This is a genomic window from Oceanobacillus longus (assembly GCF_042650085.1).
Classification (GTDB): Bacteria; Bacillota; Bacilli; order Bacillales; family Amphibacillaceae; genus Oceanobacillus; species Oceanobacillus longus.
The window spans coordinates 162,608-182,721 of record NZ_JBHSAO010000006.1; the positions used below are offsets into that span (position 1 = coordinate 162,608).

A 20,114-nucleotide genomic window follows, 5' to 3' on the forward strand; every position below is an offset into this window, starting at 1 on the left:
TTAATGTCCCTTTCTTTTATCAATATCCCGATGACTTACATGAGTAATATAGTTGGAGGTGAGCTCTCTTGCGAAAAACTCTGATAATGCTACGGAACGATGCTGTCCGCCAGTACATCCAATCGCTACTACCAGTTGGGATTTCCCCTCTTTTTTATACTGAGGAAGCATAAACTTTAACAAATCGAGAATTTTTTCATTGAATTTTTGTGTATCGGACCATTTAAATACGTAGGATGCAACTTCTTGATTCAAACCTGTTAAAGGTTGAAGGTTGGCAACGTAGTGAGGGTTTGGAAGAAAACGTACATCAAAAACCAAGTCAGCATCGATAGGCAAACCATATTTAAAACCGAAAGATAGAAAATGAACAGAAAATATCTCCTGTTTTTCTTCGGAGTAAATTTTTAATATTTTCTCACGCAAGTCTCGTGGTTTTAAGGATGTTGTGTCAATTATTCGTTGAGAACGTCCCCTTAATTCATCTAAAATTTCACGTTCTTGGGTAATCCCGTTTAATGGGAGACCTCCAGTTGAAAGAGGGTGAGAGCGTCGCGTTTCTTTATAGCGTGATACCAATACTTCATCTTTTGCATCCAGAAACAGAATGTGTTCCTGTAGCCATTCTTCATGACCTAATATATCCAATGCTTCCACTAGTGAATCAAAGAATTCACGCCCACGTAAATCCATTACCAATGCTACTTTGCGTATATTATTAGTGGAATCCTTCATCAGTTCCAGAAATTTCGGCAATAATGCTGGGGGCAGGTTATCCACGCAATAGAATCCCAAATCTTCAAAGCTCTGGATGGCAACCGTTTTACCGGCACCTGACATACCTGTTATAATAACCAATTTTGTTTCGTGTTCATTACTCATATTGTTTACTCCCCTTCTAAACATCTCGAAACGACGAAGACATTGCAATCAAATTACTAACGTTTCTATTATACATATTGCATATCAGCAAGGACTGTATTCACAATAGTTCACCGTATTAAATGTTATTCCACATTCATTATACTATGAACGGTTCGCTTCCAACAAGGGTATGAAATACGATTTTATCCTACGACAAATTGGGACAAGATGAATTCATAAAAAAGGCACAGGTGACATGCACCTGTGCAATAAACTAATTTATCTATTAAAAGGGGGTCAATTAGTTATTTATAGTGTACCCCATTTATATTTCGAATGTATTACAGCACGATTAAAAAGCAGTTACTATTAGTAAATTTTTTTACACATTTTTTATTTATTTTGCTGCTTTCATTTCTTCTGCCAATTCCTCAACATATTTTATTGCAGCTTCTGCAGCAATACTCCCATCGCCCGTCGCTGTCACAATTTGTCGAAGTGTTTTTTCACGGATATCTCCAGCAGCAAAAATCCCTGGTATACTGGTCTCCATTTGCTCATTAGTCGGTATATAACCTTCATCATTTGTAATACCCAATGACTTAAATGGCTCACTTAAAGGAACCATACCGATATAGATGAAAACACCTTCCGCATCAAAATCGTATACTTCACCAGATCTTTTATTTTGAAGTGTTACACTGCTTACTTTTCCCTCTGGACCATTGATTTTATTAATGACCGTATCCCAGATAAAGTTTATTTTTTCATTATCAAATGCACGCTGCTGAATAATCTTTTGTGCACGAAGTTCATCGCGTCGGTGAACAACTGTAACTTTATCCGCAAAACGGGTTAGGTAGATTCCCTCTTCAACCGCAGAATCTCCTCCACCAATAACGACAAGATTTTTTTGTTTAAAAAACGCTCCATCACAAACGGCACAATAGGAAACGCCACGTCCACCAAGCTCTTCTTCACCTTCGATACCCAATTTTTTATATTGTGCACCAGTAGTTATGATTAATGATTTTGTTTGATACTCTTTACTGCCTGTGATAATTGTTTTATGATCTCCATGATCAATAACTTCTTTTATATCGCCATAGGCATATTCTGCGCCAAACTTTTTGGCATGATCATACATTTTATTGGAAAGATCCGGTCCTAATATATGATCGAACCCAGGATAGTTCTCTACATCTTCTGTATTTGCCATTTGTCCACCAGGAATACCACGTTCTAGCATTAGTGTATCTAAACTTGCTCGTGAAGCATACACTGCTGCAGTCATTCCTGCAGGTCCTGCTCCCGCAATGATTACATCATACATACGTTCTTCGGACATTTAAATCGCCCCTTCATTCTTCAATTAGTTAGTACTACAGCTAGTGTAATTAATCTGATCCTATCCGTCTATTTTTCTGCTCACAGCTTTATATCCAAGGTCCTTCCTCTTTGGAAAGTTTCGGATGCCTTCTGCAGCCTTCTTCCCAAATTGTAAGAGCTTTACCAGGGTCCCCATTCTGATATGCCGTGACACTATACCACTTAAAGTAAGATACGTGGCTGTTCACCTTCTCTTTTGAGAGCATACGGAAGCGCGCATAGGCTTCTTGATGAAAACCAGTTCTCGCCAAAGTAATAGCGATTCGCAATTTTTGTTGTTCATGAATTGGATATATATTTATTAATGCCTGAATATGATTTTCGTATTCCTCTTTTATACTCTTTTCATAATAATACAACGCTAAATTTATATGGCTATATAAAGAATTGGGATTCTCTTGCAGAATTTCCTCTTCCATATCAATTGCTTCCTGTTCACGTCCGGTAAAGAACAAAGCTTGTGTATAATCATGTTTAGCCATACTGTGTTCCGGAAAGATTGTCATCATTTCTTCGATAATCGGAAGTGCTTTCTCCCATTCCATATTCTCAAGATGATAAAAAGCGGTTTCCTGATAAATTAATAGCTCATCTTCATCCTCAAGCGTCCAATCTTCATCGTCTTCTTCATCGATGTCGATTAATTCCAGTAAGCTTCTTGCTTCGTCGCTGAAATCACCATCCGGTTCTTTGTCAAGATATGAATCCGCATATTTCCTGGCATCGTTCAGTAAACCAAGGTGAGCATAATTATTTGCAATCAGGTAATAACAATCAATATAATCACTTGATTGCAGAACACTTGTTAACAGTTGATTTGCAGCATGATATGCTCCAATTTCAGTATATATAATGGACATTTGACATTTATACAATGGTTCATCGGGCTTCATGTCGGTAGCCTTTTTCATCCATTTAATTGCTATATCAAATTTTCTTTTTTGAAAAGCTTCTACACCTTTAGTAAAATAAAAATCACCTTCAGGAATAAAAGGGATAATGTTATTCGTTTTAATTTCCTTATCTTTAGCGTGCATGGATATCCCCCTAAATTCGCAACATTCGTCAAAAGTATACCATATATTTACCGCTAATAACATAGGACTGAAGGAAATGCAAAATTGAGGCAATAAAAAAAAGCCAACTTTTCAAATTGGCTTTATTCTAGGATATGGATGTATTATTTTACAGGGGTTACTGCCTCCTCCAGAAGTTGCTTCAGTTCAGCCGTATAACGATCTTGCTGTTCTGCACTCCATTTGAAGGCCTTTGTCATATAATTGATCACATCTTGACAGTGCGTTTCAACCCAATCTTTGTTGAAAAACAAAGCACCTGTTCTTCGCACAAAAAAATCAACAGGTTTATATGCTAATTCATAATCAATAGCATAATTTAGTTCTGCAAAAACAACTGGGTCAATCATTTCGTTCTTCGCTTCGGCATATTTATGATGAAATATTTCAAAAAAGGTATTAATATTGGAACCATATCTTTGTACGACTTGGGCTGCTACATCTCTGTTAAGCCCTAAACGAACACCTTCTTCTATTTTCTGCTTCTTGTATTTCTCGAAACCTTTAGTCCCACCGACATCCCCACCGGAAATGGGCAAGTGTTTCGTTTCACTTCTAGAATACAGAATTCCCTCTTCTTCTTTCAATTGGTTGATAATTGTATCCACTACTTGTTCCGACATTTTTCGATAACCAGTAAGCTTACCGCCAGCCATCGATATCAATCCAGAATCAGATATGAATATTTCATCTTTACGGGAAATTTCACTTGGACTTGTTGCTCCCTCTTCAGCAATAAGCGGGCGTAATCCAGCCCAACTCGAATGAACATCTTCAGCCGTGATTTTTAGTGACGGAAACATATATTCAATTGCATCCAATAAATAATCACGGTCCTTTTCCGTTATCAACGGGTGGGCGATGTCACCCTCATAGGTCGTATCCGTGGTACCAACATATGTGATGTTGTCACGGGGGATAGCAAAAATCATTCGACCATCCGGGGCATCAAAATAGATTGCTTGCTGTAACGGAAAGATGTCTTTTGAAAAAACCAAATGGACACCTTTCGTTAAGTGTAGTGATTTCCCATGTTTTGACCCATCTATCTCCCTTACTTCATCTACCCAGGGACCACCGGCATTTATAATTTTCTTTGCATAGATTTTATGTGTTTCACCACTAATCTGATCCTCTACAATAACACCACAAGCTTTATTTGATTGATCATAAATGAATTCTACTACCTTGGCATAATTAATTGCATGAACTCCATGCTCCACTGCCTTTTTCAGGACTTCAATCGTCATTCGGGCATCATCTGTCTTATATTCTACATAATAGCCGCCTCCCCGTAGATCTTTACTTTTGAGGAGTGGCTCTCTCTTTAGCACTTCTTCTGGTTTGAACATTAAACGACGTTCCTCTTTCTTCACTCCTGCCAGAAAATCATATACCCGCAGACCTATATTCGATGTTAATGGTCCAAGCGTACTTCCTTTATGAAAGGGAAGTAGCATCCATTCCGGTGTTGTAACATGCGGTCCATTCTCATATACAATTGCCCTTTCTTTCCCTACCTCTGCTACCATTTTCACTTCAAACTGCTGCAAGTAGCGTAGTCCTCCATGCACCAACTTAGTGGAACGGCTAGATGTTCCCGCGGCAAAGTCCTGCATTTCCACTAATCCAGTTTTTAGACCTCTTGTTACCGCATCAAGTGAAATTCCCGCTCCTGTGATGCCTCCGCCGATTACTAACACATCAAGTGAATCGTTTTCCAATTTATTAAAAATATCATCTCGATGATGGCTTGAAAATAAAGTCATTTCCACACACTCCCTATTAAAAGTCTTTTACTTCTACGTATATTTACCCTGTTCAAAGCACAATCATGTAATAAGAGAAACAAAAAACCGCAAACACACCAGTACACAATTGTACTAGTCGTCTGCGGTTACTCCATTTCTCCGTCCAATTCCTATTAACTTAATTTAAGTATAGCATATCTCTCTAGTGTATGGAACTATTTAAATGACCTTGCTGAAGCTACCGCTTTTTGCCACCCAGCATATAAATCTTTACGCTGCTCATCGTCCATTTCATTTGTAAACGTACGTTCATTCAACCATTGTTTTGCAATCTCATCTTTATCTGCCCAATAACCAACTGCTAATCCAGCAAGATAAGCTGCTCCAAGTGCCGTTGTTTCCTGTACCACCGGTCGTTCAACAGGAACACCAAGAATATCACTCTGGAATTGCATGAGAAAATCATTTTTCACGGCACCTCCATCGACACGTAGCGTTTTCAATTCAATTCCAGAATCAGCAATCATTGCATCCAAAACATCTTTCGTCTGGTATGCAAGTGACTCCAATGTCGCACGGATAAAGTGGTTTTTTGTTGTACCTCTTGTTAACCCAAATACTGCACCCCTTGCATCACTATCCCAATAAGGAGTTCCCAATCCGACAAACGCAGGTACCATATATACACCATCTGTAGAGTTCACCTTTGTTGCAAAGTCTTCACTTTGTGGACTTGATTCAATTATTTTAAGTCCATCGCGTAACCATTGGATAGCAGATCCTGCAACAAAAATACTACCTTCCAATGCGTATTCCACCTTACCATCTACTCCCCATGCTAATGTGGTTAATAAACCATGGTCAGACTGGACAGGTTTTTCTCCGGTATTCATTAACATGAAACAACCAGTTCCATACGTATTTTTAGCCATCCCTTTTTCAAAGCATGCTTGCCCAAAAAGTGCTGCTTGCTGATCTCCAGCAATACCTGCAATCGGAATTTCATGCCCGAAAAAATGATACCCTACCGTTGTGGCATATACTTCAGAGGATTGCCTAACCTCAGGAAGCATACTCTTTGGTACGGTTAATATTTCCAAAAGTTCCTCGTCCCACTTAAGATCATAAATATTAAACATCAATGTCCTTGAAGCATTGGAATAATCGGTAATATGTGTTTTCCCACCAGAAAGCTTATAAACGAGCCAACTATCCATCGTTCCAAATAATAGATTACCATTATCAGCTTTTTCTCTTGCACCGTCTACATGATCAAGAATCCATTTAACCTTCGTACCTGAAAAGTAAGGGTCGATTAACAAACCAGTTTTCTTCCTCATTAAGTCCAGGTGGCCTTGTTGGGCTAATTCTTTACAAATTTCTTCTGTCTGACGTGACTGCCAAACAATTGCCTTATAAATTGGTTTACCAGTATTTTTATCCCAGACGACCGTTGTCTCGCGTTGGTTCGTAATACCAATTCCAGCAATTTGACTTGGATCGATATCAGCCTTGCGCAATACATCTGCGATACAAGCCAAAACAGAGGTCCATATTTCATTTGCATCATGTTCCACCCAACCAGGCCTAGGAAAGAATTGTTCAAATTCCTTTTGAGCAGTCTCCACGATTTTCCCATCATGATTAAATAAAATTGCCCGTGAACTTGTTGTACCTTGATCTAATGATAAAATAAATTTTTCTGTCATTTTAAAATTCCCCTTACACGATTTTTTGGTTCACTATGTCTGCAATTGTTCGCCCTTTTAAGCTCACATTTACTGCTCCAATTAAAAGGTTACGAATTAGTATCCTACATTCCCAAAACAATACCAAAATATTCCCTAAAAGATTGCTTAAAAATAATAAGTATCATCATCTCAATTGACTCAGCTAAAAAGCTGACATTAAAAAGACCCACACTTCAATAGACATACTCTTTTATAAGAGTATGATCGAAATACAGGTCTCCAAGTCTCCACCACTAATTAACTTGTTCTTTATCTTAACTTGTAATGGAAACGTTGTCAATATATCTTAATTATTCTTAATCATTCATATAATTTCTAGAAGCTCCATAAGTTCTTATTTGATGTGGATACCGCTACAGCTCCGGCTTGTATCGCAGCTTCCACTTCTTCTTCACTCTTTATAAGTCCGCCGGCTATTATTGGAATAGTTGTTTGCTGACCGATTTGTTCAATAATTGTAGGCATCAGTCCAGGCAATACTTCGATACAATCCGGTTTTATCTTTTCGATCAGCTTTAAATTATGATCAAGTGCAAGACTATCTAAAAGAAAGATTCGTTGAATGGCTAAAAGTTTTTTTTTTTTTGCTAGATTAATAACATTCCCTCTAGTGGATAGTATACCATCGGGGTTAACTTCACGAATTAAAAACTCCATCCCAAATTCATCTGATTTCAAACCCTGTATTAAGTCAAAGTGAATCAGAACCTTCTTATTGGCTTTCCTAGCGTATTCTACCAAACTTTTTATCTGAACAAGCCTCGATTCGAGAATTACAATCGAATCATGGCTTGTTTCCAATGCTTTGTCAAAGTCTTTCATTTTTCGTATTGCGGGTAATATCCCAGATGGTATATCCATTTATGTCACCTACTATTTTATTTAATCTAAATCCCGCTTGTCCATTTCTTCTTTCGTATAAATTAATCGCATTGGATTACCACCAACGAATGCACCTGAAGGAACATCTTTATGTACCAGTGTTCCCGCAGAAACAATAGCATGGTCTCCAATTGTCACACCTGGAAGGATGGTCGAATTAGCTCCAACCATCACTTCATCGCCAATAATGACTTCCCCAATACGATATTCTTTTATTAAATATTCATGCGCCAATATCGTCGTATTATAGCCGATGACACAATTACGACCGACTGTAATTTTTTCAGGAAACATAATATCCGGCATCACCATTAAGGCAAAAGATGTCTCTTCCCCTACCTTCATATTCAAAAAAACTCGGTACAACCAATTTTTCATATTTAAAAAGGGTGTATATCTTGCAAGCTGAATCACAATAAAGTTCTTTACAACCTTCCAGAACGGGACAGTTTGATAAATCTGCCATAGAGAATTAGAGCGTTCTACCTTAAATCGTTCGGTTCTTCGCATCGTTATACACCTGCAATTTTCAACAAATCTGACATTTGCTCCAGCATATAGGTTGGATTGCATTCCATTAATCTCTCTTTTCCTTTATGTGACCAAGCTACCCCTGCAGTCTGTACATTTGCATTTTTTCCGGACTCAATATCATGATGATTATCACCAACCATTAATGTTGTTGCTGGATCTGCCTGTAATGACTCCATTGCCTTTAATACCGGTTCGGCGTGTGGCTTCGGTCTGGTGACATGATCAAATGTAATAACTGTATCAAAAAAGCGATCCAAACCCGTAAGTGTTAATCCCATATTTACAGATTGTGTCATTTTTGTCGTAACTATTCCAAGTTTTATTTCTCGCTTCAGAAGTTCTTCCAAAGTCTCGATTACCTGTGGAAAAGCAGTTACATAATTATCATGTTCGGACAAGTTATGTTCACGATATGTTGCAACCATCCTATCTGCTTTTTTGGGATCAATCTTTTGAAATGTCTCAATGAGAGGCGGGCCATTAAATTCCAGGATTTCTTCAGGTGTAAATGCTAGCTTATAGTGTTCAAATGTATGTCGGAATGACGCATTAATTAGTTCATTTGTGTCGATTAATGTTCCATCCAGATCAAAGAGAATTGTACGAATGCTCATGTATGGCTCCCTTTCTTTTTCTTCTTTCTTTACTGTTCCAGACAAATGCAATTATCATTGTGAGTAGAATTGCTGTTGTTAAACGTATGATTAGCAATGGCAATACTGGTATACCCAATGGAATAAATATAAGTGTATCTTCGACAACAGCGTGACAGGATACTAGAAAAATCATGGCAAGATACATATCCTTCTTTGATACATTATCCTCTTTTACTGCCTGAATCATTAGTCCTGCACCATATGCCAATCCAATCGTTAAACCTGCCACCATTGTCATCGATGCTTTCTTATCCATTCCAAGTATCTTTAAAAATGGAGCAAGCTTATTGGACATCGCGTTCATCCACCCTAGCTCACGCATAAATTGCATAATGACCATGAGCGGAATAACAATTAGTCCTAATTGCAAGATAGCAATTAAAGCAGTTTGGATACCATGTAACGCAATTTCTCCCCAGCCATTCAGGACAACCTCAGTTGCAGTTACAAAACCGTACTGTGCCATTTCAGCTCCACCATTCCATATGAGGTTAATGATTGTTGCCGCTGCCAGTGCAAGTCCGACACGAATGCCGATAATAACCCACCATTTAACACCTACTTTTGTCGCCACAGCAGATTCCACAATTAAATTATGTGAAAATGAAAGCATGACTGCAAGTATAAATACTTCTTTTATTGTAAACTCAAATGAAATGATAGCCGCTATCCCTGCGTATAAATTGAGTGTATTTCCAAGTACTAATGGAACTGCTGCTTCTCCTGGCAAACCAATCAAACCCATTACAGGTGCTAATAAACTTATAATCCACGGTAATACAGGGGTAAATTGTAAAATAGTAACAATCAATGTAATAGGAAAAATTACTTTCCCCAAGGTCCATGTCGTGTTAAAGCCCTGTTGTAGACCTCGGTATAATATTCCGGACATCTTACTACCTCTCTTCCAAAGTAAAAATTTGTACTATTTTTTCTTCTTTTTTCGTTTCTTTTTATTCTTATGATTGGATTTCTTCTTTTCATGAATTGGAACATCATTGTACCTTACTGTTACAGTTCTCCGACGATAAATAATCAAGATAATCGATACGACAATCATCAAAATGGAAATTAATTGTGCCGTCCGTATTTCCCCAAATACATATAAACTGTCTGTACGAAGTCCTTCGATAAAGAAGCGGCCAATGGAATAAAATATTGCATAGCTCAGGAATATTTCCCCACGCAACGGATTATACTTTCTCATCAGAAGAAGGAGTGTGAAAACGAGAATATTCCAAACGGATTCATATAAAAATGTCGGATGATACATCACACTATCAATTGTCATCTGGTTCATGATAAAGTCAGGTAAATACTGATGAAAACTTTCATATGTAGATTGAGAAATCGGTCCTCCATGTGCTTCCTGGTTCATAAAATTGCCCCAGCGTCCAATAGCCTGTGCAAGAATCAAACTCGGAGCTACAATATCTGCCAATTGCCAAAATGGAACGTCTCTCACTTTTGAAAAGACAATTGCTGTTAATACGCCCCCAAGAACTGCCCCGTGGATGGCAATTCCGCCTTCCCAGATGGCAAACATACTCCACCATGGTCCATCTGCATACCTTTCCCACTCAAAAACAACATAGTAAATACGTGCACAAATAATCGCAATCGGAACTGCGAATACGATAAAGTCAATAATTAAATCCTTTTTCAATCCGAGACGATCTGCCTCTTTTGTAGCCAAATAAACACCTAACAGCGCTCCAAACGCAATAATTAAGCCATACCAATAGATTGTTAAAGGTCCTAATTCAAGAAATACTCTGTCTAATGGAGGTGCACTGTATAACAAAAAAATCACTCCTACTTGTTAGTCTTTTTGTTCATGTTCAATCATGGTTGTTAAACGATCTGAAAATTCCTCAGCTGCATTGACGCCCATCCGCTTCAAACGGTAATTCATTGCTGCAACTTCAATAATAACAGCAAGGTTTCTTCCTGGACGAACAGGGATTGTTGCTTTCGGTATATGCACATCCATAATTTTCATTGTATCTTCATCAAGACCTAGACGATCATATTGTTTTTTCTCATCCCAATTTTCCAAATTAATTACGAGGGAAATTCTTTTTTTACTACGGACAGAACCGGCACCAAATAATGTCATTACATTGATGATTCCTAATCCGCGAATTTCTAATAAATGTTCAATTAGTGGCGGTGAATTTCCAATCAGGCTATCATAATCCTCCTGACGAATTTCCACACTGTCATCAGCTACCAAACGATGTCCACGTTTTACAAGTTCCAATGCTGTTTCACTTTTACCTACTCCACTTTGGCCTATAATTAATACACCAACCCCATAGATATCTACTAAAACTCCATGTATGGCAGTAAACGGGGCAAATTTTGCTTCCAAATAATTGGTAAGTCTACTGATGACACGAGTCGTTTTCCTCGGTGAATGCAATATTGGAACACCTGATTTATTTGACTCTTCGATTAATATCTCAGGAATATCCATTCCTCTGGAAACGACAATTCCCGGAGTAATATCCGTACAAAGATTTTTCGCTCGATCCCTTTTCTGCTCATCATTTAAATCAAGGAAGTAAGTCATTTCGGTTTTCCCGATTAACTGGAGACGTTCTTTTGGATAATATTTAAAATAACCTGTCATTTCAATACCTGGACGTGATATATCACTTGTAATAATTTCTCTGTTAATCCCATCCTCTCCTGCTATTAAAACAAGATTGAAATTTTCCAGTAAATCTTTTGTGCGGACAATCGCTGCCATATAAAAACTCCTCCAATCATTAAACTGGACATGCTAACTGATATATATTTTAGCATATGCCAAGGAAAAAACGTAGGCATGAGCCTACGTTTTTATCCTTTGAGGGAATCTTTTATAAGACTGTTCAAAAGCATGCTAATTAGAGAAATGACAATAGATGCAATAATTGCTATACCAAAACCGTCGATTACAAATGAGGAACCTATTAACGCCTGAGCAAACATCAGCGTTATAGCATTAATAATTATTAGAAATAAGCCAAGTGTTAGGATGGTAATTGGTAATGTCAATATAATTAAAATTGGTTTAACCAATATATTTAAGATAGCTAGAATGAAGCTTGCTAATATAGCTGTCCCAAAGCCCTCTAAATGGAAGGAATCAAACAGTTGCGCCACAGCGATTAAGGCAATTGCATTTAAAACGAGTGATACAATCCATCTCAAAATCATTAGTAAATCTCCTCTTCCTTAGGTATGATTAAGGCCGCAACCAAATATACCAATGCAAACGTCATAAAACTAGGAATCAGCAAAACTACAAATATTAATCGCAATATCGTTGCATCAATATTAAAGTACTCACCAAGTCCCCCCAGTACTCCTGACATCATTTTATTTGAAGTTGAACGGTACAACCGCTTCATCGGATCATCCTCCTTCTTTTGTTTATATTTCCCATTTCACCTAAAGTTTACACTCTATAAGCATATATACGTTTCAATTCGCCAAAAAGTTTCCTAAAGGTAAAAAATCCCCTGCAGTTTTTCTGCAAGGGAAAAGAATTAGTCTTCAAACTTCCACGTGTAAAATTCCTCTTTACTGAACCGTTCTTTAATATCTTCCTGAATTTCGCTTTCCAATTTATCGATATGTTTGAATTGTCCAAGTACACCTGCAGCTTGTGAATCATGGCAAAGAATTGCTTCCATTTTGTTTTCAAAAAAGTCGCTAATATCATTTCGAATATCCGGCTTTCCAAGTACATCATAATAATTATTTGTAATTGCTTGAGCCCAAACAACCGGACGTTGATCAGAATCCATTAAGCGAACTGCTTCTATTGCAGCTGCTCCTAATGCATTATGGTCGGGATGTACCGCATGTTCCGGATAATGCGTGATGACAAGACTTGGTTGGATTTCATCCATAATCTGTCTTAGATTTGCCGCTACCTCACTACGGTCTTCAAATTCAAGCGTCTTATCACGATATCCAAGCATTTTTAAATCCACATCCAGCGCTTTACACGCATTAATTAACTCTTCTTTTCTAATAACTGGCAAAGTTTCCCGATTGGCATACGTTGGGTTGCCCATGTTTCTTCCCATCTCCCCCAACGTTCCACATAAATATGTAACGGGAACACCTTGTTCACGGAATTTGGCAATCGACCCAGCTGCACCAAATGATTCATCATCAGGATGAGGATATATAACGACAACATGTTTTTCCATTCTTTTCACCTATTTTCATAATTTAATTTAATAGTTAAAAGGTGTTTCACTAATTTCCAGGGAAACCATCAGTCTACCTTCACGATCGTGACCTGCTAGCAATAGTTTTGTCCCTTCATGCATTACCCAGTCTGTCAGCCCTTCTGCGTATATCCAACCCATTTCCATTTTTAAGCCTGCACGATAAACTTTACCATCACCGACCAGCCTCGCTTGTGTAAATACGACGTTTGCATTGCGTATATACGCTCCAACATTGTATGCCTGGTCATTAAAATGACTTGCATATGCACCATTTGTCGTTTCTAAATGTACATATACACTTTTATTCGTATACTCGTCCAGAACAGTCTGGACTTTATCTATTTCAATTGGTTTCATCTTTCCATCCTCCAATTCACACCTAATTTCACTGTACCGAAACCCGCTTAAAACGTCAATCAGTTCGTTCCAATATCCTAAGTATATCATCCCTTATTTTGGCTAAAAAGACAGTAGCGATAAAACACTACTGTCTTTTGCAATTGTTTAGTTTGTACTGACTGTTTCCTTTTTTGTTAACGCTTCTTGCATTCGTTTATTGTCACGCTCAAGAATGGATTTTAAATATTTTCCGGTATAGGATACATCCTCTTGTTTCGCAATTTGTTCAGGTGTACCTGTTGCAACAATCTGCCCGCCTTGATCTCCACCCTCCGGGCCAAGATCAATGATATGATCCGCACTTTTAATCACATCCAGATTATGCTCGATGATTAATACAGAATCGCCATTGTCGACTAACCGCTGTAAGACCGTAAGCAGCCGCTTAATGTCGTCTGCATGCAGTCCTGTTGTCGGTTCATCCAAAATATAGAATGATTTCCCGGTAGACCGCTTGTGAAGCTCACTTGCCAGTTTAACACGCTGTGCTTCTCCACCTGATAGTGTTGTTGCCGGTTGGCCAAGTTTAACATAGCCAAGACCAACATCAAAAAGAGTTTGCACCTTCCGCTTTATTTTAGGAATAGGAGCAAAAAAGTCTACTGCTTCCTCAACCCGCATTTCGAGTATATCGGCGACACTTTTTCCTTTGTATTTCACTTCCAATGTCTCACGATTATAGCGTTTACCGTGGCACACTTCGCATGGAACATAGACATCCGGCAGGAAATGCATCTCAATTTTAATAATTCCATCACCACGGCATGCTTCACAGCGTCCACCTTTAACATTAAAGCTGAAGCGTCCTTTTTTATAACCTCTTATCTTTGCTTCATTTGTTTGAGAGAACAAGTCGCGAATATCATCAAACACACCCGTGTACGTAGCTGGATTTGACCTTGGTGTACGTCCAATTGGGGATTGGTCGATTGCAATAATCTTGTCAATATGTTCGATCCCTTTAATCTTTTTATGTTTACCAGGCTTGTGATTTGCTCGATTCAATGTTTTGGATAAATATTTATAAAGGATCTCATTAATAAGTGTACTTTTACCTGAACCGGATACACCTGTCACTACTGTCATTAAACCAATTGGAATTTTAACAGAAACATCCTTTAGATTATTTTCAGCTGCTCCCAAAATCTCAATTTTTCGTTTATCCGCTTTTCGTCGTTTGGTAGGTACAGAGACAAACTCTTTGCCAGATAAATATCTCCCCGTTAAAGAATTTTCGTCTTTCATTACCATTTCTGGTGTATCATTTGCAATAATTTCCCCACCATGTTCCCCTGCACCTGGTCCAATATCAACGAGCCAGTCTGCTGCAAGCATTGTATCCTCATCATGCTCCACAACAATTAACGTATTATCGAAGTCTCGCATTCTTTTAAGGGTTTCAATCAGTCGATCGTTATCACGCTGATGCAGGCCGATGGATGGTTCATCCAACACATACAATACACCCGTTAAGGCAGAACCGATTTGAGTTGCTAATCTGATTCGTTGTGCTTCTCCACCTGAAAGCGTTCCCGCTGCACGGGATAGTGTAAGATAATCTAGCCCAACATTATAGAGGAACTCCAAACGATTATCAATTTCCTTCAAAATCATTTTGGCAATCTGTTGTTCCTTTTCAGTCAGTTTTAGGTTTTTGAAAAAGTCCACCGCTTCAACAACAGAAAATTCGGTCACATTGCTTACATGTAATCCATCAATTAAAACTGCACGCGCCTCTTCTTTTAAACGATGCCCTTTGCATGTTGGGCAATGTTTTTCTGCCATATATTTTCCTAATGTTTCACGAGTGTACTCGGATGATGACTCTCTATGACGACGAGCTATATTTTTGATCACACCTTCAAAAAGAATGTCACTGCTTCGTGCTCGGCCAAAATCAGTTACATAATGAAAGTTAATTTTCTCCTTGCCACTTCCGTACAGTATTTTATCCATTTTATCTTGCGGAATATCTTTAACTGGTATATTCATGTCAATATCATAATGTTCACAAACACTCTTCAGTAATTGCGGGTAGTATTGTGAGCTAATCGGTTCCCATGGTGCAATAGCATTTTTCTTCAATGTCAGATTCCAGTCAGGAATAACGAGGTCAAGATCCACTTCCATTTTTGTGCCAAGACCATCACAGCTCGGACAAGCTCCAAACGGACTATTGAAGGAAAAAAGGCGTGGTTCCATCTCGCCAATGGAAAACCCACAAATCGGACAGGCATGATTTTCGCTGAAAGTCAGTTCTTCCTGACCGATAATATCAACAAGGATCTTTCCTTCTCCCAATTGGAGTGCAGTTTCTATTGAATCACTCAACCGTCCAGCAACACCTTCCTTAAGGACGATACGGTCAATGACAACTTCAATCGAATGTTTTTTATTCTTCTCAAGCTTAATCTCTTCGGATATTTCACGCATTTCATTATCGACCCGAATACGAATATAGCCTTCCTGTTTCAATTTTTCCATGACTTTAACATGTTCACCTTTTTTTCCAGAAATAACTGGGGCAAGAATCTGCAGCTTGGTTCTTTCTGGGTATTCCAAAATTCGGTCGGTCATTTGCTGAATCGTTTGTGAGCTAATTTCTATCCCATGTTTTGGACATGTTGGCCGTCCTACACGTGCATAGAGTAAACGCAAATAATCATAAATCTCTGTTACAGTACCCACGGTGGATCTTGGGTTTTTACTCGTTGTTTTTTGGTCAATTGAAATGGCTGGCGATAATCCTTCAATCACATCCACATCAGGTTTGTCCATTTGACCGAGAAATTGCCTTGCATACGCGGAGAGGGACTCTACATAACGACGCTGTCCTTCTGCATAAATGGTGTCAAATGCGAGTGAAGATTTTCCAGATCCGGATAAACCCGTTACAACGACAAGTTTATTTTTCGGTATCTCAATATCTACATTTTTTAAATTATGGGCCCTGGCACCCCTTATCTTAATTGATTTACTGGGCATGAATGGTCATCCTTCCGCTTTTAATTCAAATATTACATCACGAAGTTCTGCTGCTTTTTCAAAATCAAGCGACTTTGCAGCATTCTTCATTTCTTTTTCCATTTGTTCGATTACTTTTTCTCTTTCTTTCTTTGTCATTTTCTTCAGACTCTTCGTTTTGCCTTCATATTTATCTTGATCTTCTGCTACGACGGTTGCTTTTATCACATCACGGACTTCTTTAATAATCGTTTTCGGAGTGATTCCATATTTTTCATTATAAGCCTTTTGAATCGTACGTCTCCTTGTCGTCTCGTCCATCGCCAACTGCATAGAGTTAGTGATTTTATCTGCGTACATAATAACTCTACCATTTTCATTTCGTGCAGCTCTACCCATTGTTTGAATTAAGGATCGTTCAGAACGCAAGAATCCTTCCTTATCGGCATCAAGAATCGTAACAAGGGAAACTTCTGGAATATCCAATCCTTCACGAAGCAGGTTAATCCCGATAAGAACATCATACGTACCAACGCGAAGATCACGAATAATTTCAATCCGCTCCAATGTTTTAATTTCTGAGTGCAAGTAGGCAACCTTTATTCCAATCTCTTTCAAATAGTCGGTAAGATCTTCAGACATTTTTTTCGTAAGTGTTGTAACGAGAACACGTTCATTGCGCTCTGTCCGTTTATTGATTTCTTCTATTAAATTATCAATTTGACCTTCAATTGGTCGGACTTCAATTTCCGGATCAAGTAAACCGGTGGGACGAATAATCTGTTCCGTCATTTCCGGGTTATGTTCCAGTTCATACGGTCCAGGCGTTGCAGACACATAAACGAGTTGCTTTGTTTTTTCTTCAAACTCCTGAAACTTTAATGGACGGTTATCCATAGCAGAAGGAAGACGAAATCCATGATCAACAAGGACCTGCTTTCTTGCCTGGTCTCCATTGTACATTCCCCTAATTTGCGGGAGAGTAACATGGGACTCATCGACGACAACTAAGAAGTCTTCCGGGAAAAAGTCAATCAATGTATATGGCGTTGCGCCTGATTCTCTCAGCGTCAGATGCCGGGAGTAGTTCTCTATCCCAGAGCAAAATCCCATTTCACGCATCATTTCCAAATCATAATTTGTACGCTGTTCCAAACGTTGTGCTTCCAATAACTTATTCGCTTCTCGTAATTCTTTCAATCGTACTTCCAATTCTTTTTCTATATTGTTAATCGCTATTTTCATTTTTTCTTCACCGGTGACAAAGTGGGATGCAGGAAAGATTGCAACATGTTCACGATCACCAATAATTTCACCTGTTAACGCATCTACTTCCCGGATACGGTCTATCTCATCTCCGAAAAACTCGACCCGTATACAGCGTTCTTCCCTGGATGCTGGAATAATCTCTACAGAATCCCCGCGTACACGGAAGGTACCACGTTGAAAATTAATATCGTTTCGGGCATATTGTATATCTACAAGATCACGAAGTAATTGATCCCGATCCTTTTCCATTCCCATTCGAAGTGAAAGAACCTGATTACGATATTCTTCCGGATTACCTAAACCATATATACAAGATACACTGGCCACAATTAAGACATCTTTTCTTTCAAAAAGTGACGATGTAGCCGAGTGTCGCAATTTATCGATTTCATCATTAATACTGGCGTCTTTTTCAATAAATGTATCTGTTGACGGGACATACGCTTCCGGTTGGTAGTAATCATAGTAACTAACAAAGTATTCTACTGCATTATCCGGGAAAAACTCTTTAAATTCACTATACAATTGTCCTGCCAATGTTTTATTATGGGCGATGACCAATGTCGGCCGATTAATTTCCCGAATCACATTAGACATTGTAAATGTTTTCCCTGTTCCGGTTGCGCCAAGCAATGTCTGATGGCGCTGTCCGGCAAGAACCTTTTCCGTAATATCCTTTATTGCATTAGGCTGATCCCCTGCAGGTTCATATTTTGAAACTAATTCAAATTTATCCTTCATAGATGCATCCTCCGTTTCTCTATAAAGTCTTTTACTATCTCTAATTATATATTTTAACATAAAATCGAACAAGTATTCGATGTATTTGTTTGATAAGCTCTTAATTATAATACCCATAAATCTCTTTCGAAAATCATTTCCCATTTTTCATAGAGTTAGCATCGGTTCTGATTTCAATTTCTATTGAATAAAAGGAAAAGAGCAACCATTCAGTTGGTTGCTCAGCCCGATATTTTGGTTTTCGTTTTCTTAGCATTCTTCTGGCGGTATGGTGCTGATGAAAATAGAAGGCCCAGTTCATGGTGGTCTCCTTCATAAAGTGCCCCTTGAACAAATCGAACCTCCTGACGATCATCTAAAACATCTAACTTAAAGAACGCTCCGCTTCCTTGCAATGCTTTGTAGAATTCTGTTTCCGTTGATATTTTTTGACCATTTACCTTTGCAATTGTCTCACCAGGATATACCTCCAACCTTGCAGCAGGTGTGGATGGAATAATACCAACTACCTTTAAACCCTTTTCCTGCGGCTGAAAAAATGGCCTCCGCAACCTGTCTCCAACACGGTATTTATAATTTAAATATTCCTTCCCGATAATAGCTAACACAATTGCTACGATTGACAATGATGGAATAAATATACTTCCTGTAGCCATCAATACGATCCCTGTTCCTAAAAGTCCATTAAATTTAGAAATTTTCCTAGTAGCCTGCATTGGTTCATGGCCCTTAGCTAAATAATCAAATCCAATTAAAAAAGGGATTAGTACAAGGCTATAAGATGCTTCTCCTATAGCAAAGTATGGCCACCAAGGTGCAAAAGGACTGATTAAACCGTTTGGTACGATAACAAAAAATGGAATAACGCTTAGTTTCTTAATTCGATGCTGACCTACCCAGATCCCACGATCACTTAAAGCGATACTTGGATACGTTTCACTGCGTTTTACTCTATCGATCAGGATAGCTTCCACAGCTATCAATAATCCCGCCAGCAATGCTAGTCCAGTAAAGTTGGTTTCCGAAATTAATTCTGCATCTATTACTGTCTGACTTTCCAACATAGATGGTAAGAATAAGAGTAGTAAAAATGTAAGCCCGATTGTATAACTCGGGGATAACAAAGTAAATCTCAAAGTAAGACTTAATATTATAGTTATTATTGCTAATAATACAATGGATTCATAAGAAAAAACGATACCTGTCCCGATTGTGATGATAGACAAAACCAAACCAGAAATAAGGGATACACCAAGTGTACTTTTCCATTCTGAAAAGATGTCAAATACTTTAGATCCAAAATCAATTCTTTCCTGCTTGATACGTTTATAGCCTGCCAATAGTATTAATAAGATTGTCCAATATACAATTGGATTCATAAACAATCTGCCAACACCCTTGGTAATTTCAATTAGCCATGCTTCTGCCACAACGATTCACCTTCTTTACTGTCTGACAACCATCATTTATTATATTCGATAGTTGTCTATTATTTTCCTGCTATAACCATTTCAAAAATTGGCTTTTCGCCATAATGCAAAATCTTCAGTTGTACCTATCTTCCAAAACTCACTAAATGAAAATCCACGAGCGGTACCTCGTG

At 38.3% G+C, this 20,114-nt stretch carries 18 protein-coding genes; all 18 read right to left on the reverse strand.

What is annotated here, in order from left to right; translation table 11 throughout:
• Entirely contained in the window at positions 1–882 is an 882-nt protein-coding gene (rapZ, locus tag ACFOUV_RS08460) for an RNase adapter RapZ (protein WP_379496320.1), read from the reverse strand.
• Positions 883–1,261: 379 nt separating this feature from the next.
• Positions 1,262–2,212, reverse strand: coding sequence for a thioredoxin-disulfide reductase (gene trxB, locus ACFOUV_RS08465; protein ID WP_379496321.1), 951 nt, complete (start codon positions 2,210–2,212; stop codon positions 1,262–1,264).
• A gap of 88 nt (positions 2,213–2,300) precedes the next feature.
• A complete protein-coding gene (locus tag ACFOUV_RS08470) occupies positions 2,301–3,290 on the reverse strand; it encodes a tetratricopeptide repeat protein (protein ID WP_379496322.1) in 990 nt (329 codons plus the stop codon).
• Positions 3,291–3,433: 143 nt separating this feature from the next.
• The gene (locus tag ACFOUV_RS08475) at positions 3,434–5,098 is read right to left on the reverse strand and encodes a glycerol-3-phosphate dehydrogenase/oxidase (RefSeq protein WP_379496323.1); all 1,665 of its coding nucleotides are present in this window, start codon (positions 5,096–5,098) and stop codon (positions 3,434–3,436) included.
• 197 nt (positions 5,099–5,295) lie between these two features.
• Positions 5,296–6,789 (reverse strand): glycerol kinase GlpK, encoded by a 1,494-nt coding sequence (gene glpK, locus ACFOUV_RS08480; RefSeq protein ID WP_379496324.1) that lies wholly within the window; start codon positions 6,787–6,789, stop codon positions 5,296–5,298.
• 357 nt (positions 6,790–7,146) lie between these two features.
• Positions 7,147–7,692, reverse strand: a complete 546-nt coding sequence (locus ACFOUV_RS08485) for a glycerol-3-phosphate responsive antiterminator (RefSeq protein ID WP_379496325.1) — start codon at positions 7,690–7,692, stop codon at positions 7,147–7,149.
• A gap of 21 nt (positions 7,693–7,713) precedes the next feature.
• Positions 7,714–8,223, reverse strand: coding sequence for an acyltransferase (locus ACFOUV_RS08490; protein WP_379496326.1), 510 nt, complete (start codon positions 8,221–8,223; stop codon positions 7,714–7,716).
• 2 nt (positions 8,224–8,225) lie between these two features.
• Complete coding sequence (ppaX, locus tag ACFOUV_RS08495; RefSeq protein ID WP_379496327.1) at positions 8,226–8,861, reverse strand: pyrophosphatase PpaX; 636 nt, start codon at positions 8,859–8,861, stop codon at positions 8,226–8,228.
• Positions 8,836–9,795 carry a nucleoside recognition domain-containing protein gene (locus ACFOUV_RS08500; RefSeq protein ID WP_379496328.1) on the reverse strand — a complete coding sequence of 320 codons (960 nt, stop codon included), beginning with the start codon at positions 9,793–9,795 and terminating at the stop codon, positions 8,836–8,838. Before ACFOUV_RS08500 ends, ppaX begins: the two co-directional genes overlap by 26 nt.
• A 33-nt stretch (positions 9,796–9,828) precedes the next feature.
• Complete coding sequence (gene lgt, locus ACFOUV_RS08505; protein WP_379496329.1) at positions 9,829–10,707, reverse strand: prolipoprotein diacylglyceryl transferase; 879 nt, start codon at positions 10,705–10,707, stop codon at positions 9,829–9,831.
• 18 nt (positions 10,708–10,725) lie between these two features.
• On the reverse strand, positions 10,726–11,658 hold the full coding sequence (hprK, locus tag ACFOUV_RS08510) for an HPr(Ser) kinase/phosphatase (protein WP_379496330.1): 933 nt from the start codon (positions 11,656–11,658) through the stop codon (positions 10,726–10,728).
• Between the two features lie 92 nt (positions 11,659–11,750).
• Positions 11,751–12,110: a phage holin family protein gene (locus ACFOUV_RS08515; RefSeq protein WP_379496331.1), complete on the reverse strand. Its 360-nt coding sequence runs from the start codon at positions 12,108–12,110 to the stop codon at positions 11,751–11,753.
• Entirely contained in the window at positions 12,110–12,304 is a 195-nt protein-coding gene (locus ACFOUV_RS08520) for a PspC domain-containing protein (protein WP_379496332.1), read from the reverse strand. The genes ACFOUV_RS08515 and ACFOUV_RS08520 overlap by 1 nt, the downstream gene beginning before the upstream one ends.
• Positions 12,305–12,442: 138 nt before the next feature.
• Positions 12,443–13,114 carry a bacillithiol biosynthesis deacetylase BshB2 gene (gene bshB2, locus ACFOUV_RS08525; protein WP_379496333.1) on the reverse strand — a complete coding sequence of 224 codons (672 nt, stop codon included), beginning with the start codon at positions 13,112–13,114 and terminating at the stop codon, positions 12,443–12,445.
• 27 nt (positions 13,115–13,141) lie between these two features.
• Positions 13,142–13,495: a YojF family protein gene (locus tag ACFOUV_RS08530; RefSeq protein WP_379496334.1), complete on the reverse strand. Its 354-nt coding sequence runs from the start codon at positions 13,493–13,495 to the stop codon at positions 13,142–13,144.
• Positions 13,496–13,642: 147 nt separating this feature from the next.
• Positions 13,643–16,522, reverse strand: a complete 2,880-nt coding sequence (uvrA, locus tag ACFOUV_RS08535; RefSeq protein ID WP_379496335.1) for an excinuclease ABC subunit UvrA — start codon at positions 16,520–16,522, stop codon at positions 13,643–13,645.
• Between the two features lie 6 nt (positions 16,523–16,528).
• Complete coding sequence (uvrB, locus tag ACFOUV_RS08540; RefSeq protein ID WP_379496336.1) at positions 16,529–18,511, reverse strand: excinuclease ABC subunit UvrB; 1,983 nt, start codon at positions 18,509–18,511, stop codon at positions 16,529–16,531.
• A gap of 221 nt (positions 18,512–18,732) precedes the next feature.
• A complete protein-coding gene (locus ACFOUV_RS08545) occupies positions 18,733–19,941 on the reverse strand; it encodes a PDZ domain-containing protein (protein WP_379496337.1) in 1,209 nt (402 codons plus the stop codon).
• Between the last annotated feature and the right edge of the window lie 173 nt (positions 19,942–20,114).